This is a genomic window from Runella rosea (assembly GCF_003325355.1).
Lineage (GTDB): Bacteria > Bacteroidota > Bacteroidia > Cytophagales > Spirosomataceae > Runella > Runella rosea.
Genome location: NZ_CP030850.1, coordinates 5,880,385 through 5,906,955, shown reverse-complemented (window position 1 = coordinate 5,906,955; position 26,571 = coordinate 5,880,385). Strand labels below are relative to the sequence as shown.

Here is a 26,571-nt window from a genome sequence, read left to right as displayed (position 1 = left end):
ACTTTTTGTTTTATAATCAATTACACTTTCTATGAAATACCTTGTCGTAGGTCTCGGCAACATTGGACCTGAATACGCATTTACGCGCCACAACGTAGGCTTTATGGTACTTGACCGACTCGCCGCCCAACATGACTTTAAGTTTTCGATGCAAAAATTGGCCTATACCGCTGAGTTTAAATACAAAGGACGGCAGATTTATTTCATCAAACCGACCACCTACATGAACCTCAGCGGTAAAGCCCTACGCTACTACATGGACGCGTGGAAAATCCCCGTTGAAAATGTGTTGGTTGTGACAGATGAGATTCAACTTCCGCAGGGCAAGATTCGAATCAAGCCCAAAGGCTCCAATGGTGGCCACAACGGCCTACGAAATATTGAAGAATTGCTGGGTACTCAGGAGTACTCCCGGTTGCGGTTTGGAGTTGGGGATGATTTTCCCCGTGGACAACAGGTAAAATATGTTTTAAGTAATTTTCCCGAAAATAGTTTCGAAGAATTACTCATTGATTTGGACCGTGCAGGAGAAGCAATACTTAGTTTTTGTACTTTGGGGCTCCAAAACGCTATGAATAATTTCAATCAATGATTGTATTTTTTAAAGAATTTTACTTTTTGGCAAATAAAAATTTTATTAAAGTTGTATTATTTTAATCGGAATAATATTTTGAATTAAAGCGTAAAACATTTTATTTTTTATTAAAAATCAGGGTTTTATGAAAGATTAAACAGAATATTATTTCGAATAGTAAAAATTAAAAATTTGGACTTATAAAATCTTGCCGTACCTTTGTATCGTTCAATCAGCAAAAGAGAATTGAACTATATTATGAAATACCCAGTTAAGTTAATTATATTTGTAATAGGATTCTGTTTGAGTTTAATTTCAATCGAATCAAATGCAAAAGATGATAAAAGTACCGCAAATACCGCGGGCTTATCAAAAGGAAGAGAAAAGGCATTTGAACAGTACATTACCGATCATTTTACGCCTTTTATTGAGCAGGACGAGTGGAAAGTTTTTACAGAAGTTGTGACTTTATACAACCAAAGCCCGTCCAAGTTAGTGAATGTAAACGCCGAAAAGCAGCAAGAGTTTAAAAGTGCAGTGAAGTTATTGAATCATGCTATGAAGAGCAGCAATGACGAAAATGCAAAAATTTGGCTCGAAAACGTTCGCAAAACGGCACACAATATAAATTTTCTGTGGACTGTAGATTGGGAAACATTGACTCCCGCCCACGACACAGAAAGAATCATTGGGGAACCAATCAGCATGCTCAACGGTTTTTAATAACCAATGAAAAGCTGCAAAGAATTTAAAGTTAGTTTTTTCATGTAGAAAAGGTTAAGGGTTTAGGAATAGTCAGTATAAAGCCCCGCTCTCGATAGCGGGGCTTTATCTTTTTACGCCTTACTACACATTCACCAACATTCCCAGCTTACGCGCTTCTTTCCAACGCCCTCTGGTAAAATCAGGGAATTTAACTGGCGCATTGCCCCCCTGAATCGAAAGCGCCGAAAGTGGCGTAACCGACGACCACGAAGCGGCATCGTACACATCCATATCCAGCGACGTACCCCGATTGAAGCAATCAATCAAACGGTAAATCAACACAAAGTCCATCCCGCCGTGTCCGCCGTTTTTCTCGATTTCATCCTTCATTTTGGCCCAAATCGGGTGTTTGTATTGCTCTCTGAGCGCTTTATATTCTTCTTCTTTCAAGAATCCGTGGCCTTGTCCTTTTTTCGAGAAATGACTTGGATAGCCCATGTGAAACGCTTTGGTTCCTGCCAACATGTTGATACGACTGTAAGGCCGCGCCGTAACAATATCGTGCTGTACTAAAATCGAGCGACCTAAATGTGTCTTAATCAAGGTGTTGTTCATATCACCTTTCTTAAATCCTTTGCGTCCGTGAAACTCATTCGTAGGGTCTGTCATCACAGTCGAGTCTTCGCTTAGGCTTGCTTCCAAACTGCTCATCGAAACCAAGTGATTGAAGCGGTCGCCACGGTCGATGTTCATGTATTGAGCTACGGGCCCCAAACCGTGCATCGGATACAGGTTTCCGTCGCGGGCGTAGTTGTGACGAATACGCCACATATTGTAGTAATCTGTCTTGGAGAAAAGCATCTCGCGCAGGTCATGAATGTAACCGCACTCTGCGTAGGTAAGCGTGCCAAAAAGACCTTCATTGGCCATGTTGAGCAGCCATAATTCTTCGTCGCCGTAGCAGACGTTTTCTAGCATCATACAGTTACGCTGGGTTTGCTCGGCGGTGTTGACCAGTTTCCAGCAATCTTCCAAGGTATACGCTGCGGGCACTTCAGTGGCGGCGTGTTTGCCCTGTTGCATGGCATAAACGCACATAGGCACGTGGTCTTCCCAAGGCGTAGCGATGATGACCAAGTCAATATCATCGCGGCGGCACATTTCTTTCCAAGCATCCACTTTGGTGTGGTAGTAGGCGACGTCATTTACGCCTTGTTTTTCTAACCACTGTTTTGTACGATTGGTGTAGCGCTCCTGAATATCACAAACCGCCACGATTTTGGCCTTAGTTCCGCAGGCGTGAACGAGCTTCACGTGCCCCGAACCGCGATTTCCCACCCCAATAAAGGCCACACGGACTTGGGCAATGGGTGGCATTTTGAGACCAATGACAGACTTACCCACGGGCTTGGGCGCAAAGTTGGCTCGTTCTATTTGTGCCTCAACAGAATTGTTATTGGCTTTTGAGATAAAAGGTAATCCTAAAGCGGAACCTATCGCCGCCGATGCTTTCAAAAACGAACGGCGTTCCAAGAAATTTTTCATGAAATGGGAGGGATTTGAAGGTTAATTAAATAGTGTCAATCATGAATTTTGGATTGGTGATGTTGACGAGTCATGGATTATGCACCAACCTTTGAGCCATTGAAAAACAACAGGGAAGCAAATTAATAAATTAATTTAAAAAACGAAATAGGAGATAATCGGATTGAAGAGAGTACTTGAGTAATCTCGTGCTTCGACAATCGGTAAAACAATCTTAAATAACAAAATGTTGGTAATTTTTAAGTAAAGGCTTTCCCAAAATAACCCTACCCAAAATCCATTGTTGGCTCAAAACCAACACCTACAGAGATTAGACAATGACGCGCTCCTCCCCCACTTCAACCCACACTTTGCCTTTTTTTGATTATACAATCGTGGGTGCGGGAGCGTCAGGTCTTTGGCTAGCTCTATCACTTTTTGAGCAGGGATTGCTAAAAACCAAGCATTTGTGCATTGTAGAAAGTGATTCAACAAAGCAAAACGACCGTACATGGTGTTATTGGTCAACTTCTCCATTGGCCCCCGACCAAATGATTAGCAAATCGTGGTCTTCCATTTTCAATCCCCACGACCTCTCCCAACGCAACGATTTATCCCCTTACTCCTATCATCACGTACGCAGTGCCGATTTTTACGCATCTATTAGGCAACAACTTGCGGGTTGCGCCAACATTATCTGGCGCACAATGACCGTTGTAGAAATTGACGACACTGGAGCAAAAGTGATGATAAAAACCACCGATGAGGCCTGGTGTAGCAGTCGGGTATTTATGTCGGCAATGCCTGTTCAGACAAACGGCGAACTTGGTTCTTCCAATGCACTCACTATATTTTTAGGCAAACAAAAACGCGACAAAAAAAACCTCCTTCTGTGGCAAACCTTTGTCGGCTGGCGTGTCCGAACCGTTGAACCGGTATTTGATGAGACCTGCGCCACCCTCATGCGATTTGATATAGCCCAAAACGGCTGTACCCAATTCATGTACGAATTGCCTTTTTCAAGTACCGAGGCTCTGGTCGAAATAACCCGATTTGGCGAGTACCGGCTCACAAGAGATGAAGCCGACGCAGCTTTGAGTGATTACATGGGCAAAAAAAACATATCCTATCAAATTTTGGAGGAGGAAGAAGGGGCAATTCCAATGACGCCTCAATTTGATATGCAACGAAAGTACCTCAACGCCCAAACGCGGCTCATTTACCTCGGCACTTTGGGCGGGGCCATCAAGCCTACCACGGGTTACGGATTTAGACGGATGCAAGCCTACGGTAAAGCTCTTGCTGAGGCCCTCAAACAGCAGAAACCACTACCCACGATGCGGCGGGCGCGGCGATTTCGATTTTACGACCACTTGCTTTTACAAATTTTATCCCGCTACCCTAACCGTGGCAAAGCCGTGTTTCAACGTCTTTTTGAAACCCAGCCCGTACCCCGTATTCTGCGATTTTTGGATGAAGAAACCAACCTTTGGGAAGAAATACTGATTTTTATTCGCCTGCCTATCAGGTTATTTCTCCGCAGTTTAACCTCTTATTATTTCAACTTATGAAATACGTACACTCCCCTTTGTTCATCTTCCAATGCCTATTGCAGGGCCTGCTTATCGGTTTGTTTGCGTGGTTGGATTGGAACACTGCCGAGCAGGCGGTCCTCGGCGGGGTGCTACTGTGTAGCGTCGGGATTCCCCACGGAGCCAACGACCATTTGTACCGTCAAAGTACCACTTTAAGAGGTTTATTGGCTTTCATAGGTATTTATTTAGGCTCGATGGGCGCTTATTTGGCGGTTTGGTGGGTAGCACCTGCGGCCGCCCTTGTCATTTTCTTTGCGATTTCTCTTCATCATTTCGGACAATCAAACTTTGAAAACCCTTCGGTGTGGTATTTACCCTCTTTACTTTGGGGTATATGGCTGCTGGCCTTTCCTGTATTATTGCATTGGGAAGAAGCGCTTGGTATTTTTGGGACGATGATTGGCGGTAAAAGCGTCAATTTCTCCATTACCCAAACAGCACGTTGGGGTATTGCTGCCGCTTTTTCTCTCCTTTACTTCAGCGTTTTGCTTCGTTACGAACGCGAAAATTGGCCACGATACGCCCTGCAATGGGCTGTGGTGACAGCGTGGTATTGGCTCACGCCTTTACTGTTTGGCTTTATTGTGGTATTTTGTCTTTGGCATTCAATGCAATCGCTCCAACATCAATTGATTTATTATAAAGCAACGAAAAAAGGCACATTCAGACAATTTGCTTTCGCGTTGCTTCCCTTTGGTCTTTTGGCTTTGACTGGCTTTGGAATGTATGTGTATTTTCGGGGTTTTGCGGTTGGCGAAGCCTTCATTCTTTTATCGCTCATCACCTTGCCTCATATTCTGGTCATGCACCGGCTTTACGGGGTATTTCACTAAAAAAGGGCAAATCGGTCCAAAAAAACCGTTTGCCCTTTTCCTGAAAAGATTTTGGAACGATACTTTTAGCCGACGTTATGAAATCGATGCACCCGCCCACACTTCTTTGTGCGGTTGAATCAGCGAGAGGCTTCCGTCGCGGTCTTCGGCCATTAGAATCATACCGTTAGATTCTTGCCCCATGATTTTGCGCGGGGCGAGGTTGGCAATGAAGGTCACTTGGCGGCCTACCATTTCTTCGGGCGTGAAATGCTTGGCAATCCCGCTTAAAATGGTCCGTTTTTCAAAGCCGTCGTCAACCAAAAACTTCAATAATTTATCGCTTTTCGGCACCCGCTCAGCTTCCAAAATGGTACCGATGCGAAGGTCTAATTTGGCAAAATCATCAAATTGTACCGTTGGTTTCAACTCAGGTACCGATTTAGTTTCTAACTCATTCATTTTTTTTGCGTCGTGTAATTTTTGGATTTGTTTTTCAATGACGGCATCTTCAATTTTTTCAAATAGCAAAAATGCATCGCTAATCACTTGTCCTTCTGGCAACAAATCTGCGCTTCCAGCTTCTTCCCATGTCCACTGACCATTCCCCAATTGCTGACGAAGTTTTTTGCCCGTAAAAGGCAAAAACGGCTCACTCACAATGGCCAAGTTGGCCGCAATTTGCAGCGCAATGTTCATGATGGTATTCACCCGCTCGGCATCGGTTTTGATGACTTGCCAAGGCTGCGTTTCGGCCAAGTATTTATTTCCCAAACGCGCTAGATCCATCAAAAACGACAACCCTTCGCGGAAGCGGTAGGTTTCGATGGCCTCTGCGATTCGGGCGGGGAAAGCCGCTAGCGTTGCCAAGGTTTCTTTATCAAAATCGGTCAACTCACCGCGTGCGGGCACTTTTCTATCACAATACTTGTGCGTCAACACCACTGCACGATTCACGAAATTTCCGTAAATAGCTACCAATTCGCTGTTGTTGCGGGTCTGGAAATCTTTCCAAGTAAACTCACTGTCTTTGGTTTCGGGGGCATTGGCCGTCAGTACGTACCGTAACACATCCTGCTTGTCGGGCATTTCTTCCAAAAACTCATGCAACCACACGGCCCAGTTGCGGGAGGTCGAAATTTTATCACCTTCCAAGTTCATAAATTCATTGGCGGGCACATTGTCGGGCAAAATATAGTCGTCACCCATCGCCATCAAAGTGGCCGGAAAGATGATGCAGTGAAATACGATGTTGTCTTTGCCGATAAAGTGGATCAATTTGGTATCTTGGTCTTCTGGTGACGACCTCCGCCACCAAGTTTCCCAACCTGCGTCGGTGCCGTTTTTCTGAATCAGCCAATCTTTGGTGGCCGAAATGTACCCGATTGGCGCTTCAAACCATACATACAGCACTTTGCCGTCGGTATCTGGTAGCGGCACTTTGATGCCCCAATCCAAGTCGCGGGTCATAGCGCGTGGGCGTAGCCCTTCTTTCAGCCAAGACTGGCATTGACCAGCCACGTTGGTTTTCCACTCGGTATGGCTGCTGACGTATTTTTCAATGTCAGGCTGCATTTTATCTAGCGGTAAAAACCAGTTTTTAGTAGCCCGCAATACTGGTTTTGAACCTGACAGGGTTGAATGCGGATTTTTTAACTCCAATGGACTCAACGCCGTACCACAACGCTCACACTGGTCGCCGTACGCATTGGGATTGGCACACACGGGGCAGGTACCCACGATGTAGCGGTCGGCCAGAAACTGCTGCGCCACTTCGTCGTAGTATTGCTCGCTGGTTTCTTCAATGAAGCCGTCTTTGTCGTAAATGGTCTTGAAAAACTCCTGCGATGTTTCGTGGTGAACGGGCAAACTCGTACGCGAATACACATCAAACGAAATCCCAAAATCCGCAAATGACTGCTTAATTTGGGTATAATATTTATCAACGACCGCTTGGGGCGTCAGGCCTTCTTTTTTGGCGCGGATTGTAATGGGCACGCCGTGCTCGTCGGTGCCACTCACGAAGGTCACGTCAGCGCCTTTGGCCCTCAAATAGCGCACATAAATATCGGCTGGTACATAACATCCTGCTAAGTGCCCGATGTGAATGGGTCCATTGGCATATATGAGGGCGGCGGTGACGGTGTATCTTTTACTCATAATGTTAAAATGTCAAATTTGAGGGGGCAAAATTAGTAAAATTAGTTTGATGGTTCGCGTTTTTGCGGCAAACCACCGAATCCTTGGTATAAAACTCACGACACCCTTCCCTGACAAAACAGTTATCTTATATACCCTGACTGTATACGTTCAAAATCGGAAGCCCCATTCGTCATTACCAGTCGTTAATAACCCATTTTTTTGTTTAATAATTTTACTTATTTATTAAACAAATATCAAAAACACTCCGTTTGTATTGTACATTATAAAAAAAAGAAAAAATATGAAATTTTTAAAATTAGTATCGCCATACCTATACGTTTTAATGGTAGCATTTGTGGTATTCCACAACACCGACTATCAGATTGAACGCCTGATTCAAGCCCCCTATGTCTTGTACATTGTTTTAGCACTTGCAAGCTTTTTTGTCATTCGTTCGGTCATCCAACACTCGACCGACACCGACCACTCATAAGTACCACAAACAAGACAAAGCAATACAAATCAGGCATTAGACACCTATTTTACCAAAAAAAAACCTTACATCTCGAAACCACAAGAATAAATGAAACACTGTAACGATTGAAGAAAATATATAAGCTTATTTTCTTCAATCGCAGCATTGGCATGTAGAAGGATTTAACAGAACATAAGTGCTGGCGTAAATTTTTCACCACCGATAAATTATTTCTTTGCCATGATTCAAGGAGGCCCGTACGGAGAATATACGTCAATAAATTTCAATTTTTTGTTTAATTTATTTTAAAAAATAATAAACAAAATAATTTAACATTTTCTTTAACACTACGAGAAACAATCATTCTCAAACAGTATCATCTCTAAACCTTTTTATTAAAATGCAAATGTTAAACATTCTCTTAGACGGTGCACTCGCCGCAGGTGATTACATCGGTTTTACTTTTTTTACGGGCTACATGTCAATGTTGGCCGCATCCATTTTCTTTATCGTTGAACGCGGCACTGTGGCCGACAAGTGGAAAACCTCCCTGCTGGTATCCGCTTTGATCACATTCATTGCCGCCGTACATTATTTTTACATGAGGGGCGTATGGCTCGAAACCCATACCTCTCCTACGCAATTTAGATACATCGACTGGACTTTGACGGTACCGTTGATGTGTATTGAGTATTACCTGATTTTGCGCCCTGCCGGTGCCAAAAGCGGTATGCTTGTCCGACTTTTATTAGGGTCGATTGTCATGCTGGTTGCGGGCTACATTGGTGAGGCCGTCAGTCCCGAATCAAATGTGCTTTGGGGTGTCATTTCCACCCTTGGATGGGCCGCCATCATCTATGAAATCTACATGGGTGAGGCTTCAAAAGTAGCCGCCGCTTCCGATAGTCAAGCGGTAAAAGATGGTTATAATGTACTGCGTTGGTTCACCTTCGTAGGCTGGGCTATCTATCCAATCGGTTACATGTTGCTTCCTGGTAATCTTTTAAGCGGTCTCGTTGAGGGCGTAGATTTAACCAAGAGTTCACCCGTCGATCTAGCGTACAACATTGCCGACGCCGTCAATAAAATCGGCTTTGGTTTGGTTGTATACAGCATCGCTAAAAATGCTACCGAATCTGCCAAAGTGAAGGGAGCTGTTGCTTAGTTGTAGTTTTTGAAGTTAGAGTTAGGGTTTAAGGTAAAAAAGTGCAGCCTTTTTGTAGGGCTGTACTTTTTTTGTTTTTACCTGCATGACCTGTGTGGGTTTTACTTGAAGGTTTGCTCCCGCCACAACGGTAAAATAGTACGGGAAAGGAGAATTGTTTAACTTTGAGCCTGTCGTTATTTCTTATTTACGTACGGATAATTTCATCAAAACCTCGAAATTAAGAATTTCAAGTCCATCAAACATCTCTCTCTCGACTTTCGGGCAGACGCAAGGCGGGCAGACGCAAGGCCTGCCCCTACTCGTCATTACCGCGTTTGAGGTCGCGCTCTTTGATGGTTTCGCGTTTGTCGTAGAGTTTTTTACCTTTGGCGAGGGCAACATCTACTTTGGCTAAGCCTTTTTCATTGATAAAGATACGTGTCGGCACCACCGTCAATCCTTGGTCTTTTAGCTTCAACTGCAATTTTTTCAGCTCCCGTTTTTTCAATAACAGCTTGCGGTCGCGCGTGGGATTATGGTTGGCGTAAGTGCCTTTTTCGTAAGGCGAAATGTGCAAATGATGCACGAGCAATTCGCCATCCTGAAAAATACAGTAGGCATCGGTCAGGTTAACTTTTCCTTCTCGGATAGATTTAATTTCGGTGCCAGTCAGCACCACTCCAGCCGTATACGTCTCCAAAAAGAAGTACTCAAACGAAGCACGGCGGTTGTTTATATTGATGGTTCTGCTCATTTCTACGATAAAGAGCCAGAAGAAAGCAGGAAAGAAGTCCGTAATTCTCGCTTCTCTATCCTCTCCTCTCGCTTCTATTTTAATTTTTTAAGGGTGCGAAGATAACAATTTCCTTTCTTTTATCTTCATCCACAAAAGTTGCGAAATAATTGCTTTACCAAGTAACGCTGCTCTTGCTTACATTTGTTCAAAATTCTTAATTCATCCCTTCTAAACTCCAAATTTTTATGAAAAAACTCTTTGTGCTACTTGGTTTCTTCCTCAGCACATTCGCCATTGCCCAACCTAAACCCAAGCCGGCAATGACGTGGAAAGACGTGCTGACGTGGAAAGCAATACCCAGTTTTGGCGGCACCCAACTATCCCCCGACGGTCAGTGGTATGCATACGTGCTGAGTACGTATGAAAGCGACGCCGAACTCATCATCCAAAAAACAACCGATTCCACCAAATACGTGTACCCCATCGGTGCGCCGTCGTTTGCACAGATGAGTTTTTCGGACAACAGCAAGTGGATTGCTTTCAAGGTTTTTGCAAAAGACAAAGACAAGAAAGCCGCCGCCAAGCCTGGTGGTAAGCCCATTCCTGACAAAGTATTTTTGGTAGAATTGGCATCCAACAAAAAAACCGAATTTGACCGCGTAAAATCCTTTGCCTTTAACGGCGAAAAAGCGACGCACTTAGCGCTGTTGCTTACCGCAGCGGGCGGAGGTGCACCTACCGGACCACCAAGCGGCGATGCTGCCAAAGGCTCCGATTTATTATTGTTTGACCTTGCCACGAGCAAAACCCAAAACGTAGGAAACGTGGCCGAAATGGCGTTTGACAAATCTGGAAACTGGCTAGCTCTAACCATTGATGCCAACGAGAAAGCGGGAAATGGTGTGCAGCTGCGCAACATGACCACAGGCGTAACGCTCACGATGGACAATGATAAAGCCCGTTACCAGTCGCTCAACTGGACCGAAAAAGGAGACGCGCTGGCCTTGCTCAAAAGCACTAAAGACGAAAAATACAAAAATGAACGCGTTAGCGTATTGGGCATCAAAAACTTTGGCACCATGCCCGAGTTGACCGCGTATGAACCTAAGACCGACAGCACCAATTTCCCGAAAGGAATGACCGTTAGCCCCAACCGTTCGCCTTATTGGTCAGAAGATTTGACGCGCTTGTTCTTCGGAATTCATAAACTTGAACTGGCAAAGAAAGACGATAAAAAAACCACCGAAGCCAAAAAGGACACGACCAAAAAACTTTCTGACGTCGAAAAATTAGCCAAAATCAAGGCCGATACTACCCTTAAAACCCTTGACGACTTACAAAAAGCGTTGGCAAAACTTAAAACGGATTCAACCAAAACTGCCGTTGCTGCAAAACCCGACGACGCCGAAAAACCCGAAGTGACCGTTTGGCATTGGCAGGACAAACGCCTCCAATCGCGGCAGCAAGTGCAGGAAACGCAGGATAAAAACCAAAATTTCCTGTCGATGTACGACGTGGCCACCAAGAAGTTTATCCAGCTAGCCGACAGCACCGTCAAAAACGTATCAGCAGCGCCCAAACAGCTCTTTGGCTTAGGAACCGACAATGCTAACTACGAACTTGAAGGCAGCCTTGACGGGCAAAATTATGTCGATGTGTATTTGGTAGACCTCAAAACGGGCAAACGCGACAAAATCCGCGAAAAGCATTATTTGCCTAGTTTCTGGGCCAGCCCGCAGCCCTCACCCGACGGAACCAAATTTCTCTACTGGGAAGGCACACATTATTTCTTGTACGATATGATCAACAAAACATCGCGCAATCTTACCCAAGACATCAAGACATCTTTTGTTGACGTAGAAGACGACCACAACCAGAAAACGCCACCGTACGGCATCATCGGCTGGAGCAGCGACAGCAAAGCGGTACTATTGAGCGATGGTTGGGACATTTGGCAAGTGCCCACCGACTTGAAGGACGCCAAAGGGAAAGTATTGACACCCTTCAACTTAACCCAAAATGGCAAACGCGATAAAATTCGCTACGAGCAACGCTACCAACTTGACCCCGAAGAAAAAGGGATTGATTTGAAAAAACCGATTTATGTACGCATCTACGGCGAATGGACCAAAAAAAGCGGTCTGGCGCGCATTGAAAATGGGAAAACGCTGGTTGTCAAACCTTTGATTTGGGAAGATGCCGCCATCGGAAGCCTCTCCAAAGCAAAAAAAGCCGATGTATTTGTGTTTGCTAAAGAAACCTTCACCAAGCCTCGTCAGTATTTTGTGAGCAACAGTGTGGAGTTAACTTCTGAAAAACAACTCACCAAAAATGCGCCATCGTTTGACAAATACGCTTGGTCGGCAGGGGCTCGTTTGGTTGATTATGTAAGTGATAAAGGCGATTCGTTGCAGGGAGCACTGTTTTTGCCAGCTGGCTATGAGCAGGGCAAAAAATACCCAACCATCATTTATTACTACGAAAAACTTTCGCAATCACTACACAACTTCTCTAACCCAAGCTACTCAGGAACAGGCTGGAACCCAGCCATCTATACCTCCAACGGCTACGCCGTATTTATTCCCGACATTGTGTACAAACTCAACGACCCCGGTATGTCGGCCGTGTGGTGCGTATTGCCAGGCGTAAAAGCGGCACTCAAAACGGGCGTAATTGACGAAGCCCGCATGGGCATTCACGGGCACTCGTGGGGCGGCTACCAGACCAGTTTCTTGATTACCCAAACCAATATGTTTAAAGCCGCCGCCGCCGGTGCACCACTAACCGACATGATTTCGATGTATAACCTCATCTATAAAAATACGGGTACGAGCAACGGGGCTATTTTTGAGGGTTCGCAGGGACGCTTGGTGGCTCCTTGGGAAAACTGGGATGCCTACCACCGCAATTCACCGATTTATCACGTCACTAAAGTACAAACACCCCTGCTGTTGTTGCACAATGACGCCGACGGTGCCGTAGACTTTACGCAGGGTGTGGAATTTTATACGGCCTTGCGCCGCCTGAAAAAGCCCGTTGTGATGATGCAGTACAAAGGCGAAAACCACGGCTTGGCCAAGCAGCCCAACCGCAAAGATTATTCGGTAAGAATGATGGAGTTTTTTGACGCGCAACTGAAAGGCAAACCCGCCCCCGAATGGTGGTCAAAGGGTATTCCGCGGCTGGATTTAGAAAAACACTTGGAAAACCGCATTTTTGAGGATTAAGCACGGGCGGCGTTAACCGTTATCGGTTATACATAAGTGTGCTTCACAATAGCCCTGATAAGATTCACACCTTGTCAGGGTTTTTTGTTTCTTCCCTGAATTTCACATAAACATGTTCATCCCATATTTTATCTTCTTTGCAGACAGACTGCCGCAATACCGTTTCAAACTGATAACCAGCCTTTTCTAGCACGCGCATAGAAGCGCGGTTGTATTCAAAAACACCTGCGTACAGCCGATGTACCTCGTAGTGTCTAAAGGTATATTCGGTCATTTCTTTCACCGCTTCTGCCATAATTCCCCGACCCCAAAAAGGTTCAGCGAGCCAATAGCCAATCTCGGCATTTTTACGAAAAACGTCTTTTTGCAGGATAATTCCCACCCCCCCTACGGCTTCTCCCTCCACGTCGATGGCAAAGACGGTAGGGCGTTTTTCCATTTCACAAAGTTCAATCCAATGGTGAGCGTCGTCGAGGGTATAAGGATGCGGAAAGGAATCACGTACGTTGCGCCAAATTTGGTAATTGTTGGCGTATTTGACCAATGACAGTTCGTCGCCTGGTTGCCAACGGCGTAGATGATAAGGCATCATTGTTATGACTTTGTTTTTAACAAAAATACAAAAACATCTGACTCACGCACTACCACTTGACATTCATCTGCTTATGTTGCCTTTAATCCCAAAATTATCCCAACAGTATATGTCTTTTTACTATTTTCGTAAAAACAACCCTTACAGATATTTTATGAAACTAACTATCCAAGATCTCTCCAAAACGTATTCAAATGGAGTGCATGCTCTCAAAGGCGTATCGTTGACCATCAATCAAGGCATGTTTGGGCTGCTGGGGCCCAATGGCGCTGGAAAATCATCGCTCATGCGAACCATCGCTACGCTCCAAGAAGCCGACAGCGGTAGCGTTATGTTGGGCGATTTAGACGTGCTTCGTCAGAAAGAAGAAGTCCGCAAAGTGTTGGGCTATCTGCCTCAGGAATTCGGGGTGTATCCACGAGTAACGGCCGAAACCATGCTCGACCACATTGCGAGTTTGAAGGGCATCCAAAATGCCAAACAACGCAAAGAAATTGTAGAAGGGCTGTTGCAAAAAGTAAATCTATTTCAAGTCAGGAAGAAGAATTTAGGGACATTTTCGGGGGGAATGAAACAACGTTTTGGCATCGCGCAGGCATTGTTGGGCAATCCCAAACTCATCATTGTGGACGAACCAACCGCGGGTCTCGACCCTGCCGAACGAAATCGTTTTCATAATCTACTTTCCGAAATCGGCGAAAATACGATTGTAATTCTCTCGACCCACATTGTAGAAGACGTAACTAATTTGTGTTCCGACATGGCCATTATTTGCCTCGGAGAAGTCGTCGCTCAAGGCAATCCAAACGACTTGGTGAAAGAAATCAGCGGTAAGGTGTGGAAAAAAATGATTGATAAAGCGGAATTAGAGCATTATCAAGCCAATTATGAGGTTATTTCTACGTCGTTGAAAATGGGTAAAACCCAAATCAGGGTCATTTCAGAGGAGCCACTCAGCAATTTTGAACTCACCACTGCCGATTTGGAAGACGTTTATTTCTCTGAAATAACCAAACGGGTGGGATTAGCGGTGTAGTATTGTCAGGCGATTTTCACTGCTTACTATTTGTTTATCACTGATTTAAACTCCTCATCCCTCACTTCTAGAAATTATGTTCAAAGAGATATTCCTTTTCGAGTTAAAATACCGCTTCAAGCGGCCTGCCACTTATCTGTATTTTGGCCTACTGTTTTTGTTCATGTTCCTGAACATTATTTACGGCAGCGGTCCCGCTTCCGAAAAAGCCAACCTCAATTCGCCCTACGCCATCTCACAGATGCTGATAATCATCTCCATTTTTGCCAGTTTAATAAGCTCCGCCATCATGGGCGTCCCTGTCTATCGCGATGTAGAATTTGGCACTAAAGATTACTTTTTTAGCTTTCCCATTACCGAAAAAGGCTACTTACTGGGGCGTTTTTTGGGGTCATTTATTACGCTTTTGTTTGTTTGCTTCGGCATGGTATTAGGCATCATGCTAGGAGGAATTTTAGGGCCCCTGCTCGGACTGGCCGAAAACGCAAGCCGCTTTGCTCCCGTCAATTTGTGGCATCATTTGCAGCCCTATTTGCTTTTTGTTGTGCCCAATATGCTGTTTACGGGTTGTTTGTTTTTTAGCTTGGTAGCACTTACGCGTAAGGTGTTTATCATCTACTCAGGAGGTATTTTGTTGCTGATCGCTTATCTACTTTCTACCGTTTTGACCCGTGATTTGGAAAACCAAAATCTCGTGGATTTGATTGACCCCTTCGGACTAACCACTTTCAACAACGCTACTAAATACTGGACTCCTTTTGAACAAAATACCCTCACCGCCCCACTCGTAGGAAATCTCCTCTACAACCGCCTGATATGGACGGGCTTGGGATTGGTGGTGTTTTTGGGCGTATTGTATCGGTTTAGTTTTCAGCGGTTTCTGTCGGTAAAACTTGGTAAGAAACAAAAAGACGAAGAGCGCCCAACCACCCGTTTGTCGCTGGCAGATTTGCCCATAGCCGACAAAATCTATTCAAGCAGCATCTTTCTTCGTCAAATGTTCAGCCAAGCGTGGTTGGAATTTGGACAGATTATTCGTGACCCGTACTTTCTTGCCATCATGGTAGGGGCGTTGTTTTTTCTATTTACAGATGGTTGGTTTGGTTTTCCCACCTTCGGCACGCCCTCATTGCCCTTGACCTACTACATGATTGAGGTCAAAGACTTCAACTATGGTTTGTTCGTGTATATTATCTTGATTTTTTACACGGGAGAAGTCGTTCATCGAGACAAGTCGGTGAAGTATAACCTCATCTCGGATTCGTTGCCTGTGCCCAACTGGATGGTGTATGGTTCTAAGTTTTTGGCCATTGTGCTGGTAGGATTTGTGATGGCTAATTTGGTGATTGTGAGCGGAGTTGCTAATCAGATTATCAAAGGGTATTTCAACTTTGAGTTTGATAAATACTTTACTGACTTGTATTTGATTGAGTTTCCCGAATACATCGAATTGGCGATGTTGGCCTTTTTTATGCACATTTTGGTCAATCAAAAATTTCTCGGACACATTCTTACCATTGGGCTTTGGTTTTTGTTGGGAAGCATTCAAAGTTTTGCCGAAATCAACTACAACCTGTTCTTTTTCAGCTATTTCCCCAACTACCGCATTTCCGACATGAATGGGTTTGGGCATTTTGCCAAGCCCCTTTTCTGGTTTCATTTCAACTGGTTGGCGTTGGGGGCTTTGCTTCTGGTAGTAGGTAATTTGTTTTGGAACCGAGGGTCAGAAGATGCTTTCAAAGCCCGTTGGCAATTGATGAAGCAGCGTCTCAGTGGCAAATCATACGCATGGCTCACGCTTTTTACGGTGCTTTGGCTGGGGGCGAGTGCTTACATTTATTACAACGTCAGTATCCTGAACAAATATGTCGGAATTGAAGAAGGGCGAGTGCAAGGCGCGAATTACGAAAAGAAATACAAAAAGTACGAACGTACGCCCCAGCCCAAAGTGATAGACGTGAAGGTGAATATTGACCTTTTCCCGAGTGAGCGGGCGTGTGATGCCCAAGGAATTTTCACTCTGGTCAACAAAACCCAAGTGCCCATTGATTCGCTCCACTTGAACATGGGTAGCCCCATTGCACATACTGATATAAAAAAGCTCACTATCAACGGGGTAGCTCCAAAAATCATTTTGGATGACAAAGATTTGGAGTATCAGATTTATCGTCTTCCGCAGACGCTTCAACCGGGTGATACTGTAAAAATGGAGGTAGTTGTACGCGCCGAAAACCGAGGATTTGAGAACAGCGGTTTGAGCCGTGAAATTGTTGAGAATGGGACATTTTTTGACCTTCAAATCTTTCCTTCAATGGGCTATGGAGGCGACAAGATTGATTCGGACAAGTACCGCAAAAAGTACGGATTGCCCGAAAAAAAATATACGTTACCTACCCAATCCGATGCTTTTGGCTTGAGTACGTTGCTCTTCAACGACGATGCTGACTTAGTTACGTTTGAAGGCACGGTCAGTACCGAACCCGACCAGATTGCCATCATGCCCGGCTACCTCCAAAAAGAGTGGACCGATAAAGGACGGCGGTATTTTTACTACAAACAAGAAGGGCTGATGGACTTGTTTTTTAACGTTTGTTCGGCTCGCTACGTGGTCAAGAAAGACGTTTGGAAAGCCCCCGACGGCAAGGAAATCAAGATTGCGATTTATCACCACCCCGGCCACGAGAAGAATTTAGGCCATTTCATCAAAGGCGTAAAAGATGCCTTGGCGTACAATCACGTCAATTATCGCCCATATCAGTACAGCGAAATGCGGATTATTGAGTTTCCGCGCTACGCAGGTTTTGCACAATCGTTTCCTAATACCGTGCCTTACACCGAAAGTTTTGGTTGGGTAGCCGATTTCTCTGATCCCAACGACACCGACTACGCCTATTACGTGACCGCCCACGAAGTAGCGCACCAATGGTGGGGACATCAAATTTGTCCGAGTTATACCCGAGGCGCCAATCAGATTTCGGAATCTATGGCCGAATACTCTTCGCTCATGGTATTGAAGCAGGAATACGGCGAAGATGCCATGCAAAACCGCCTCAAGTACTGCTTGGATGCGTACCTGCGCGGGCGTTCCAATGAAAGTAAATTTGAAGAAACGCTGCTCGAAAACGACAGCCGTTCTTACGTGTGGTACGACAAAGGCTCGTTGGTACTCTACGCTTTGCAGGATTTGATTGGCGAAAAAAACATGAACAAAGCCCTCAGTGATTTTGCCAATGAAAACGCGTTTCTGGAAAAACCGCCGTATCCCACCTCGGGTAAATGGTTTGCGGCTTTGCGAAAAGTTGTGCCGGATTCGTTGCAGTATTTTGCCGAAGATAGTTTTGAGAAAATAGCCTTGTACGAAAACCGAATCACCAAAGCCGAAGCCACCAAAGGAAAAGGCAACGAGTACAAGGTAAAACTCACCGTACAGGCCAAAAAACTCTACTACGACAAGCAAGGCAAGGAAATCAGTACGAGCAAAGGGCGTGATTATATTGACATTGGTATCTTTGCCGAAGAAGGTAAAAATGCCAAAGGTATGAAGAAAAAAGTGCCGCTGTATCTCAAAAAGCACTGGCTTACTCCCGGTGAACACACCCTCGAATTTACCGTCAAAGGCGAACCCAAAAAAGCAGGGATTGACCCGTACAACAAGCTCATTGACCGCATTTCGGATGATAATGTGACGAAGGTGGAGGGGTTGTAGAGAGGAGGCTTGCCGTATGGGAAGCTCCATAAAATTTCACTCGTTTATAAATGCCTATCTTTAAATTCTTGCAAACGTGCCGTCGGGTTTGAGAACCCGACGGCACGTTTGGTTTAAAACTCAGCGACCAAATCGCCACGTTTTAAAGGCTGCCAACGCAAGTACGTAAGCGAACGCCACAGCCACTCGACTGGCCCGTAAGTGTAGTTTGAAAGCCACCAACGGCTGAATAAAATCTGTATTCCGTAGACAGGAAATGTAAGCAGCAAGCAAATCCAAGGGTTTACCTCGCCCATCAGATTGAAACCTACCCCGTAAAAAAGAATTATACCAATCAGGGTCTGACTTAGATAAGAAGTAAGAGCCATTTTGCCGATAACCGAAAAGTTTTGCAACGCCCCCTTCCAACTTTTCTTCTGTAACAAAAGCGTCATGCCCACGATGTAGAAAAAAGTCAGCAACATACAATGGACATCATATAACGCGCTCATCAGCAGGTTAAACCACGGTTTTGGTTCGCCATTGCCAAAGGCTATTCCCAACGGAACCGCCACCGCAATGATACCCAACGTAGCAAAACCGCTGATTTTAAGCCATTTTTTAAAAAACAATCGGTGCTCTTCCCATTTGGCAAACCATTTGCGTCGCCCTGCCAACAAACCCAACAGAAAATAACCGAGCGTAATGTAAATGCGGCCGCTGTCAAACTGAAAGTCAAATTTATCAACCATCGCTGGCACATTGGCCGCGATGAGTTCACGGTAATTTCCCTTTTTTACGGTATCCCAATACGACTTGGTTTTTTGTTCATTTTGTTTTTGTTGCTGGGCCGTCGGCGGCGGGGTTGGATAGAAAAACCGGTACCCATCACGGATGCGAATCGGTAGGTTAAGAATCAGCAATAACGATGCGATAATCAACACTTTGTCGGAAGCATTGCGAAACAAAATCATGACCAAACCTACGACAAAATAAATGCTCAGGATGTCGCCTCGCCAATGCAGGCTGTGCGCCAAACCAATCAATCCCAAAATAAACAAACGCCACACAAACCGCCCGATGGTAAAGCTTTTGCTCTCCATTTGAAGCGCGAAACTTAAGCCGAACAGAAAGGAGAAAAAGGTGTAAAATTTTCCCGAAATAAAAATCCCTTCGAAGGCCCCAGCAATTTGAAAACCGATATCGTTGGTATATTTCTGAAAAATACCGTCGGGGGTCGGCCCTGCGTTGAACCAATACGTAATATGGGCAATGAGAATTCCTAAAAGGGCAAAACCCCGCAGGCCGTCAATGAGTAGAATGCGCTCCTTGGGAGCAATGGCTGTTGTTTTCATAAAATGTATGTTAATGGCTTGTATAGTAGGCAAAAGACATCTCAAACGCACTTCTCCCCTACGAACTTGTGGAATAATTACAATGCCTTTTTTGAAGAACAATTCCGTTGCATCAACGGCTTTTTAGTAAGTTGCAGGCAAATTCACCAAACATTCCTAAACATGTTAAAACTTGGATTTGTAAGCGCCATTTTGGCCGATTTTGGCTATGAACACGTTATTGATTTTGCCGCAAATCACGGATTCTCTTGCGTTGAAATGATGTGCTGGCCTACCAACAACGCCGACGCCCGGCGCTATGCGGGTGTCACACACATTGATGCTGACCGCGTACTCACCGATACCATCTACGCCCACAATCTCATTCATTTTGCCAAAGAAAAACAAGTAACTATTTCAGCATTAGGCTACTACCCCAACCCTTTGGACCCAGATACTGAAAAAGCCGTTTTTTACCGCGAACATATTAAGCAATTAATCAAAGCCGCCGCGAAGTTGGGTTTACATAACGTCAATACGTTTATCGGCCGTGACCCGTCCAAAAGCATTACCGAAAACCTGAAAACATTTGGTAAAGTATGGCCCGAAATTATTCAGGTGGCCGAAGCCCACAACGTCAAAATCGGCATCGAAAACTGCCCCATGTTTTTTACAGACGACGAATGGCCCGGCGGCAAAAACTTAGCTACCACGCCCGCTGTGTGGGACCGCATGTTTGAAATCATCCCAAGCCCTATTTTGGGTTTAAATTACGATCCATCGCACATGATTTGGCAGATGATGGACGAAGCAAGACCCATTTATGATTACAAAAACCGCCTGCACCATATCCACCTCAAAGACGCCAAGCTCTACAAAGAAAAGCTCGACCGCGTGGGCATTATGGCCAATCCGCTTGAGTACCACAGCCCAAAGCTCCCGGGCTTGGGTGATGTAAACTGGCGTAAATTCTTCGCAGCATTAACGGACGTGCGCTACCGAGGCCCCGTGTGTATTGAAGTAGAAGACAAAGCCTACGAAGGTAGCATTGATGACGTAAAAGAGGCTATTCTGACCAGCAGGAACTATTTGAGGCAGTTTTTAGGATAGCAGAAATCAAGCACGGCAAGCAACTTTCCGAAAGATGTACTACCTTTCGGAAAGTTTTTTTATTTCCACTCCTCGCAAATGAACCAGAACCTAAACGATGGGCTCAATTTCTTGTCCAAACTCTCCCGCAAGCGGGTCTGGAATGCCCTGAAGGTGATTTATAGTTTTTACGAATCCAAATGGACGGGTAAAGCCACCCAACGCGGCTTGCCGATGAGCATCTCTTTTGAACCTACCACGAGCTGCAATCTTCGCTGCCCAGAGTGTCCCAGTGGCCTGCGGTCTTTTACCCGGCCTACGGGAATGTTGGAATATGGGTTATTCAAAAAGACCATCGACGAGCTTTCGGATACGCTTTTGTACCTCATTTTTTATTTTCAGGGAGAACCTTATCTGCACCCCAAATTTTTGGAATTGGTCAAATATGCCTCCAAAAAAGGCATCTACACCGCCACCTCCACCAACGCCCATTATCTCAATGACGCTACCGCCCGCCGCACGGTGGAAAGTGGCCTCGACCGCCTTATTGTGTCAATCGACGGTACTACGCAGGATGTGTACGAACAATACCGCGTAGGCGGAAAACTGGAAAAGGTGTTGGACGGAACCCGCAACATACTGAAATGGAAACGCGAACTGAAGTCAAAAACGCCGCACGTGGTCTTTCAGTTTTTGGTGGTACAACCCAACGAACACCAAATCGAAGACGTAAAACGACTTGCCGACGAGCTGGGCGTAGATGAATTGGGACTCAAAACCGCCCAAATTTACGATTATGAACAAGGTGACCCGCTGATTCCAACCATTGATAAATACTCTCGCTATTCCCAAAAACCAGATGGCACCTATCAAATCAAAAACGGTTTGGACGGGCATTGCTGGAAGATGTGGCACTCGTGCGTCATCACGTGGGACGGCAAGGTGGTTCCTTGCTGCTTTGACAAAGACGCGCACTACCGATTAGGTGACGTATCGGAAACAACATTCAAAAATCTTTGGCAAAGCGACGCTTACCGTCAGTTTCGCCAAACACTGATTCGGTCACGCTCGGAGATTGAAATGTGCAAAAACTGCACCGAAGGCACGCAGGTGTGGGCGTGATTTATCAGGAGTCAGAATAGCAAGGAGGCTGCTTTACTTCGGTAAAGCAGCCTCCTTGCATTAATAAAATATCATTGCTGAAACTATGGTGCCTGCAAGGTGCAATATTGCAAATCCAAGTGAATCACATAAACCGACTGAGGCGCAATTGACCCTGTCAAACTTGTGCCTTTGTAGCTCGAAGGCCCAGAAAACAAGCCTGCTGCGGGTCGGCTGGCTGGAACAGTTGGGTATCCCTGAATTTTTACCGATTCGGCTTCACCAGTTTTTAATGACCAGCCTGGCGCCAAAGTAATGGTATAATTGCCAGCGGCATCAATGACCACTGTACCCGCTACTTTGGTTTGACCCGCATAAATGGTTTGCACACCCGAGCCTGCGGGGTAGTAATACCACCAAGCTTTACCTGCCCCTTTGCTTGGTCCGCCAAAGCCTGTATCGTAAGTGTAAGTACAAACTGGTGGCGGCGGACAAAGTGTAACGATGCTATATGACAAGTCCTCTATTACAATAGGGGGACCGCCCGCACCGATAACGGTCAGGTCAGTGAGCAGTTTGTCGCAAGCCTGCAATGTGCCGATGGGCTTGGTAAACTCATAAACATTTTGATTATCGCCACCCTCTTTCACGCCATCCACTTCCAAATTTCCAATTTGGTCGTCATTATTGGCGTCGGTGTCTAAACGATACACTTTGAAGTAAACAGTTGTAGCGTCATTCCAAACGTCTACTTTGACACCTCTATCGTACTCATAAATAACCTTATCTTCATCACTGTACTCTTCTACGCAATCACAATCTCCCTCTTCTCTCAGCGCACTGTGGGAGGGAGTTGTTGAGGGTGCAGAGGCATCTAATGCCTCTTTTTGACATGCGACAAACATGCTGCCGACCAAGGCCAGCAGGCATACTAAACGGATTGTTTTCATTTTAGGTAAAGTTGGTTTAATGATTAAGAATAGTTACTGAATGAATGCGGCACAACTGGGTTTTATCGCCCCAAATATCCACATCTTATAGTAATATAAATATATGCAATACTCTATATTGTACAATAAAATATACCAAAAATTTAAATAAAAGTTATCAAACGGTCATTTATTGGTATTTTAAATCAATAAAACACTCAATAGGCTATTTTTTGCAACCCTAAATTACATTTCATTGTAGAACCTACACTTTTTACCCCATTCAAACGTAGAAGTCAAGGCTAATACCTCCTCTTCATCCCTGAACGGCCTTGTATAAACGAAGTGATTTATCAATAAAAAAAAGGTTATTACGACAACAGGTACAAAAAGTCGTTTCCGAAGTAGTTTTTAGTAGTATTATTGTGCCGGATTTTGGTAAAATTCCTCTTTAACGCAAGAAAAACGATTAACTCGCCCATGATGCCGAGTTATCGGTAGGTCATCGTTCGTTTTGACTGTTAACCAAAGAGTAGAATTGTATTATAAAGCCGCTTATGACCGTTATTATTCTCTTCAAATAAATCTTCTTTAATCAAGTGAATCTGAACCTTAGAGAAAAAGTAATCATTGTGACGGGCGGAGCCAAAGGAATCGGCGAAGCCATTGCCCGCACCTTAGCCATCGAAGAAGCCATTCCCGTCATCATCGGGCGCAGCGCGGCCGACAATCAGGCCGTAATCGAAAAAATCGAAGCCCTGGGCGGCATTACGTACGGCATCGAGGCCGAACTCACCAACCCCGCTGAGTGCGAGAAAGCCATCCGCCTCACAGTAGAGCGCTTTGGCCGCATTGATGGATTGGTCAACAACGCTGGCGTCAACGACGGCGTGGGACTCGAAAACGGCAGCTATGAAGCCTTTATGGCATCATTGCACAAAAATGTGGTGCATTATTATCTCCTCGCCCAACACGCCCTGCCGTACCTCATCAAAACCAGAGGCCCGATTGTGAACATCAGCTCCAAAGTAGCCGAAACGGGACAAGGAAACACATCGGCCTACGCGGCTTCCAACGGCGCCCGCAACGCCCTGACCCGCGAGTGGGCCGTCGAATTGCTCAAATACGGCATCCGTGTCAATGCCGTGATTGTGGCCGAGTCGTGGACGCCATTGTACGAAAAATGGATTCAAACCCTGCCCAATCCCGAAGAAACCCTCAATGAAATCAACAGCCGGATTCCGCTCGGCAACCGCATGACCACTACCGATGAGATTGCACAAACGGTGGTATTTTTGCTTTCCAATAAATCAAGCCACACCACGGGCCAATTGATTCACGTGGACGGTGGCTATGTGCATCTGGACCGGTCAATCATTAAGCATCAGTAGTAAGTATACATTATACTAAACCTTCACTTTTAAACTTGTATTAATGAAAAAAGCCCCTTTACTAACCTCCAAATACGTCCCAACCTACGTTTTCGTGACAAGCCTCTTCTTACTTTGGGGGATTGCCATCACGATGGGAGATTTGTTAAACCGTCGTTTTCAAACCGTTTTGAATGTATCGCTGGCCGATTCAGGTTTGGTCCAGTTTTCCATCTTCGGAGCTTATTTCGTCATGGGTATTCCTGCGGGGATGTTCATGAAAAGATACGGCTATAAAAACGGCGTTATTTTAGGCTTGGCGCTGTACGCCATCGGTGCTTTTATGTTTTATCCCGCCGCCGAAGCCCAATCTTTTGATTTCTTTCGATTGGCCCTATTTATTCTGGCCTGTGGTTTAGCCACGCTCGAAACCGTCGCTCACCCTTTTTCGGCAGCTCTCGGCCACGAAGATACTTCCGAGCAACGCATCAACCTTTCACAAACCTTCAACGGGGTAGGCGCCATCATTGGGCCAGTGTTGGGTTCATACATCATCTTACGCAATGTTCCTACGGGCGACGTAACCGTCGACTTGGCACCCGTCAAATACCTTTATATCGCCATCGGTCTGGTTGTTACCACCGTGGCTGTGGCTTTCTCATTCATCAAAGTACCGCCCCTTACGTCTGAGAGTTCAGAAGACGAAGGTGGTAGCGCTGGGCCAAAAAAAGGTCTATTTCAACACCGTCACTTTATTTGGGCCGCCATTGCGCAGTTTTTCAACGTGGCAGCCCAAGGCGCTACGTGGGCTTTCTTTATCAACTATGCCGTCAAATACATCCCTGACATGACCGACGAAAAGGCGGGGTATTATTTCTCTTTCAGCATGGTGCTTTTGTTGGCAGGTCGTGCGGTAGGTACGTTTTTGATGCGGTTTATTAAGCCCAACATTCTGTTGGCCATCTTTGCGGGGGCCAATATTGTGATGTGTTTAATCATCTCTCAAACCTGGGGATGGGCCTCCTTTATTGCCCTGATGATGCTCAACTTTTTCATGAGTATCATGTTTCCAACCATCTTCGGGTTGGGGCTGCGCAACTTGGGTGAGCACAAACAGCGCGCCTCTTCGTTTATCGTGATGGGCGTAGTAGGTGGCGCGGTTTTCCCTCCTATCATGGGAAAAGTAGCCGACATTGACGTGGCACAATCTTACCTCACTCCGATTATCTGTTATGCAGTGATTTTGTTGTTTGGCTTGGTGTTTTCTAAGCCAAAGAATTAATTGCGAGTGCCAGTTATTTATTTGTCCAATCTATCATTATTCATGTAATTTGAACATCAAAAATTCAAATTACATGAATAATGGAGACAGGTGGCCAGCGCCCAAAACGGGCGATTAGATACGCGGGTTGTTGTATCGGATGTCTGTCACTTCCAACTTCAACCACGTATAATCGCCCGTTTTCAATTTCCAGGTCACCTCACTTTGGTAACCGATGCGCACACCGTAAAATTCTTTGTAGCCCTTTATAGTGACGAGCCAATCTTCCAAAGTTGCGCCTTCTTTACGGTCGTAATAGCGTTTTGCTTCAAAACTAACCAAATCGCCGTCGGAGTTAAAACGAAAAACTCCCGACGCGGTCACCTCACCGTAGCTCATGGTTGCTTTGGCCGAAAGAGAATCTAGCTGCTCCCATTGGATGTAATCGCGCAACGCCGCCGAAGGAAACCAGCAAATTTCGCCCAAATTACGCAGTAAAGTCCCTTGGTCAGTGGCGGGCCCTTTCGAATCAGCTATCGGGTACAGTCCCAGCACTTTGATGAGCATATTTCCTCGGCCATTTTCGTATTTATCACGGCCCAGAATCGTCACCAAAGGCATGATTTGAATCCGCGTTTTCCAGATAAACCCTGGCTGTATGACCGTGTTGTATTGCTCAGCCTCAAACGGAATCCAATTGCCGTCAGGCTTGGTTTTCATCTCGCCTTTTTGTTTCAAATTCACCACGTGCACATCTTCTTTCCCTACTACGTTAGAACGATACAACCATTTTTGTACCACAGATGGCAGCGTTTTGACTCTTTCTGGCATTACCAATTGCGGAGCAGGCAATGTTGCTGGCCCAAATGCCTGTAGCTCTTTCTTTACCATCGTATTGAAACTCCAATCAGCAAAGCTCAAAACTACACCACCAAGGATAATTACGTTGGCAATTGTCCCAAATTTTGCCTCTTGCCAATTTGTAAAGACGAGTGCTTGCGACAGAATAACCGCAGGAGCGGCCGCCATCCACCACGTTTCTTTTTGAAGAATCAACAATGTCGTCGCAAGAACAAACAGCACCGCTACCATTAGCCAAAACACCCCAATAGGCTTCGAAATAACTTGCGTTAACTGACTGATTTCAGCTAACTTAAACGCTTTCACAAAGCCCATCAAATGAATTAGGCCATGAACAAGAAGTATAAGCGCAAAAAGGTACCTCATGGCTTCTGTT

At 45.3% G+C, this 26,571-nt stretch carries 20 protein-coding genes; 13 read left to right on the top strand and 7 right to left on the bottom strand.

Features of this window, described 5'->3' with window-relative positions; genetic code table 11:
* Positions 1–31: 31 nt before the first annotated feature.
* Both pth and DR864_RS24210 read left to right on the top strand, forming a co-directional pair.
* The gene (gene pth, locus DR864_RS24215) at positions 32–592 is read left to right on the top strand and encodes an aminoacyl-tRNA hydrolase (RefSeq protein ID WP_114069381.1); all 561 of its coding nucleotides are present in this window, start codon (positions 32–34) and stop codon (positions 590–592) included.
* A 240-nt stretch (positions 593–832) separates the two neighbouring features.
* Positions 833–1,297 carry a hypothetical protein gene (locus DR864_RS24210; protein WP_114069380.1) on the top strand — a complete coding sequence of 155 codons (465 nt, stop codon included), beginning with the start codon at positions 833–835 and terminating at the stop codon, positions 1,295–1,297.
* 123 nt (positions 1,298–1,420) lie between these two features.
* Here the strand turns inward: DR864_RS24210 and DR864_RS24205 are convergent, their stop codons facing one another.
* Entirely contained in the window at positions 1,421–2,824 is a 1,404-nt protein-coding gene (locus tag DR864_RS24205) for a Gfo/Idh/MocA family protein (RefSeq protein WP_114070461.1), read from the bottom strand.
* A 317-nt stretch (positions 2,825–3,141) separates the two neighbouring features.
* Between DR864_RS24205 and DR864_RS24200 the strand changes: the two genes are divergently transcribed.
* Together DR864_RS24200 and DR864_RS24195 are read left to right on the top strand one after the other, a co-directional pair.
* A complete protein-coding gene (locus DR864_RS24200) occupies positions 3,142–4,374 on the top strand; it encodes a lycopene cyclase family protein (protein ID WP_114069379.1) in 1,233 nt (410 codons plus the stop codon).
* The gene (locus DR864_RS24195; protein WP_114069378.1) at positions 4,371–5,231 is read left to right on the top strand and encodes a Brp/Blh family beta-carotene 15,15'-dioxygenase; all 861 of its coding nucleotides are present in this window, start codon (positions 4,371–4,373) and stop codon (positions 5,229–5,231) included. Before DR864_RS24200 ends, DR864_RS24195 begins: the two co-directional genes overlap by 4 nt.
* A 75-nt stretch (positions 5,232–5,306) precedes the next feature.
* Here DR864_RS24195 and metG read toward each other — a convergent pair whose 3' ends face one another.
* The gene (gene metG / locus DR864_RS24190; protein ID WP_114069377.1) at positions 5,307–7,370 is read right to left on the bottom strand and encodes a methionine--tRNA ligase; all 2,064 of its coding nucleotides are present in this window, start codon (positions 7,368–7,370) and stop codon (positions 5,307–5,309) included.
* Between the two features lie 283 nt (positions 7,371–7,653).
* Here metG and DR864_RS29930 point away from each other — a divergent pair, with 283 nt between their 5' ends.
* Both DR864_RS29930 and DR864_RS24185 read left to right on the top strand, forming a co-directional pair.
* Positions 7,654–7,845, top strand: coding sequence for a hypothetical protein (locus tag DR864_RS29930; protein WP_162794101.1), 192 nt, complete (start codon positions 7,654–7,656; stop codon positions 7,843–7,845).
* A 382-nt stretch (positions 7,846–8,227) separates the two neighbouring features.
* Complete coding sequence (locus tag DR864_RS24185; RefSeq protein ID WP_114069376.1) at positions 8,228–8,992, top strand: bacteriorhodopsin-like; 765 nt, start codon at positions 8,228–8,230, stop codon at positions 8,990–8,992.
* A 298-nt stretch (positions 8,993–9,290) separates the two neighbouring features.
* Here DR864_RS24185 and smpB read toward each other — a convergent pair whose 3' ends face one another.
* Entirely contained in the window at positions 9,291–9,728 is a 438-nt protein-coding gene (smpB, locus tag DR864_RS24180; RefSeq protein WP_114069375.1) for an SsrA-binding protein SmpB, read from the bottom strand.
* Between the two features lie 227 nt (positions 9,729–9,955).
* On the opposite strand from smpB, the gene DR864_RS24175 reads away from it, so the two are divergent.
* The gene (locus DR864_RS24175) at positions 9,956–12,937 is read left to right on the top strand and encodes a S9 family peptidase (RefSeq protein ID WP_114069374.1); all 2,982 of its coding nucleotides are present in this window, start codon (positions 9,956–9,958) and stop codon (positions 12,935–12,937) included.
* A 64-nt stretch (positions 12,938–13,001) separates the two neighbouring features.
* Here DR864_RS24175 and DR864_RS24170 read toward each other — a convergent pair whose 3' ends face one another.
* Entirely contained in the window at positions 13,002–13,529 is a 528-nt protein-coding gene (locus tag DR864_RS24170; protein WP_310587539.1) for a GNAT family N-acetyltransferase, read from the bottom strand.
* Positions 13,530–13,683: 154 nt separating this feature from the next.
* Between DR864_RS24170 and DR864_RS24165 the strand changes: the two genes are divergently transcribed.
* Positions 13,684–14,565: an ABC transporter ATP-binding protein gene (locus DR864_RS24165; RefSeq protein ID WP_114070459.1), complete on the top strand. Its 882-nt coding sequence runs from the start codon at positions 13,684–13,686 to the stop codon at positions 14,563–14,565.
* Between the two features lie 163 nt (positions 14,566–14,728).
* Positions 14,729–18,271 (top strand): ABC transporter permease/M1 family aminopeptidase, encoded by a 3,543-nt coding sequence (locus tag DR864_RS24160; protein ID WP_310587538.1) that lies wholly within the window; start codon positions 14,729–14,731, stop codon positions 18,269–18,271.
* A gap of 113 nt (positions 18,272–18,384) precedes the next feature.
* Here the strand turns inward: DR864_RS24160 and DR864_RS24155 are convergent, their stop codons facing one another.
* Positions 18,385–19,605 (bottom strand): DUF418 domain-containing protein, encoded by a 1,221-nt coding sequence (locus tag DR864_RS24155; protein ID WP_114069372.1) that lies wholly within the window; start codon positions 19,603–19,605, stop codon positions 18,385–18,387.
* Positions 19,606–19,767: 162 nt separating this feature from the next.
* Between DR864_RS24155 and DR864_RS24150 the strand changes: the two genes are divergently transcribed.
* Positions 19,768–20,694: a sugar phosphate isomerase/epimerase family protein gene (locus DR864_RS24150; protein WP_114069371.1), complete on the top strand. Its 927-nt coding sequence runs from the start codon at positions 19,768–19,770 to the stop codon at positions 20,692–20,694.
* A 78-nt stretch (positions 20,695–20,772) separates the two neighbouring features.
* Positions 20,773–21,795 (top strand): radical SAM/SPASM domain-containing protein, encoded by a 1,023-nt coding sequence (locus DR864_RS24145; protein ID WP_114069370.1) that lies wholly within the window; start codon positions 20,773–20,775, stop codon positions 21,793–21,795.
* 83 nt (positions 21,796–21,878) lie between these two features.
* Here the strand turns inward: DR864_RS24145 and DR864_RS24140 are convergent, their stop codons facing one another.
* Positions 21,879–22,724, bottom strand: coding sequence for a hypothetical protein (locus DR864_RS24140; RefSeq protein ID WP_114069369.1), 846 nt, complete (start codon positions 22,722–22,724; stop codon positions 21,879–21,881).
* A 578-nt stretch (positions 22,725–23,302) separates the two neighbouring features.
* Between DR864_RS24140 and DR864_RS24135 the strand changes: the two genes are divergently transcribed.
* Both DR864_RS24135 and fucP read left to right on the top strand, forming a co-directional pair.
* Entirely contained in the window at positions 23,303–24,094 is a 792-nt protein-coding gene (locus tag DR864_RS24135) for an L-fucose dehydrogenase (RefSeq protein ID WP_114069368.1), read from the top strand.
* Between the two features lie 43 nt (positions 24,095–24,137).
* On the top strand, positions 24,138–25,355 hold the full coding sequence (fucP, locus tag DR864_RS24130; RefSeq protein WP_114069367.1) for an L-fucose:H+ symporter permease: 1,218 nt from the start codon (positions 24,138–24,140) through the stop codon (positions 25,353–25,355).
* 114 nt (positions 25,356–25,469) lie between these two features.
* On the opposite strand, the gene DR864_RS24125 is transcribed toward fucP, so the two are convergent.
* Positions 25,470–26,561, bottom strand: a complete 1,092-nt coding sequence (locus tag DR864_RS24125) for a DUF6544 family protein (RefSeq protein ID WP_162794099.1) — start codon at positions 26,559–26,561, stop codon at positions 25,470–25,472.
* Positions 26,562–26,571: the final 10 nt, after the last annotated feature.

What these genes read in the sequence shown, in the direction of transcription:
- metG (WP_114069377.1), bottom strand. Translation starts at nt 7,370, where the DNA reads ATGAGTAAAAGATACACCGTCACCGCCGCCCTCATATATGCCAATGGA.
- DR864_RS29930 (WP_162794101.1), top strand. Translation starts at nt 7,654, where the DNA reads ATGAAATTTTTAAAATTAGTATCGCCATACCTATACGTTTTAATGGTA.
- DR864_RS24210 (WP_114069380.1), top strand. Translation starts at nt 833, where the DNA reads ATGAAATACCCAGTTAAGTTAATTATATTTGTAATAGGATTCTGTTTG.
- DR864_RS24155 (WP_114069372.1), bottom strand. Translation starts at nt 19,605, where the DNA reads ATGAAAACAACAGCCATTGCTCCCAAGGAGCGCATTCTACTCATTGAC.
- DR864_RS24150 (WP_114069371.1), top strand. Translation starts at nt 19,768, where the DNA reads ATGTTAAAACTTGGATTTGTAAGCGCCATTTTGGCCGATTTTGGCTAT.
- DR864_RS24195 (WP_114069378.1), top strand. Translation starts at nt 4,371, where the DNA reads ATGAAATACGTACACTCCCCTTTGTTCATCTTCCAATGCCTATTGCAG.
- DR864_RS24125 (WP_162794099.1), bottom strand. Translation starts at nt 26,561, where the DNA reads ATGAGGTACCTTTTTGCGCTTATACTTCTTGTTCATGGCCTAATTCAT.
- DR864_RS24140 (WP_114069369.1), bottom strand. Translation starts at nt 22,724, where the DNA reads ATGAAAACAATCCGTTTAGTATGCCTGCTGGCCTTGGTCGGCAGCATG.
- pth (WP_114069381.1), top strand. Translation starts at nt 32, where the DNA reads ATGAAATACCTTGTCGTAGGTCTCGGCAACATTGGACCTGAATACGCA.
- DR864_RS24200 (WP_114069379.1), top strand. Translation starts at nt 3,142, where the DNA reads ATGACGCGCTCCTCCCCCACTTCAACCCACACTTTGCCTTTTTTTGAT.
- DR864_RS24160 (WP_310587538.1), top strand. Translation starts at nt 14,729, where the DNA reads ATGTTCCTGAACATTATTTACGGCAGCGGTCCCGCTTCCGAAAAAGCC.
- DR864_RS24165 (WP_114070459.1), top strand. Translation starts at nt 13,684, where the DNA reads ATGAAACTAACTATCCAAGATCTCTCCAAAACGTATTCAAATGGAGTG.
- DR864_RS24205 (WP_114070461.1), bottom strand. Translation starts at nt 2,824, where the DNA reads ATGAAAAATTTCTTGGAACGCCGTTCGTTTTTGAAAGCATCGGCGGCG.
- DR864_RS24145 (WP_114069370.1), top strand. Translation starts at nt 20,773, where the DNA reads ATGAACCAGAACCTAAACGATGGGCTCAATTTCTTGTCCAAACTCTCC.
- DR864_RS24170 (WP_310587539.1), bottom strand. Translation starts at nt 13,529, where the DNA reads ATGATGCCTTATCATCTACGCCGTTGGCAACCAGGCGACGAACTGTCA.
- DR864_RS24185 (WP_114069376.1), top strand. Translation starts at nt 8,228, where the DNA reads ATGCAAATGTTAAACATTCTCTTAGACGGTGCACTCGCCGCAGGTGAT.
- DR864_RS24175 (WP_114069374.1), top strand. Translation starts at nt 9,956, where the DNA reads ATGAAAAAACTCTTTGTGCTACTTGGTTTCTTCCTCAGCACATTCGCC.
- fucP (WP_114069367.1), top strand. Translation starts at nt 24,138, where the DNA reads ATGAAAAAAGCCCCTTTACTAACCTCCAAATACGTCCCAACCTACGTT.
- smpB (WP_114069375.1), bottom strand. Translation starts at nt 9,728, where the DNA reads ATGAGCAGAACCATCAATATAAACAACCGCCGTGCTTCGTTTGAGTAC.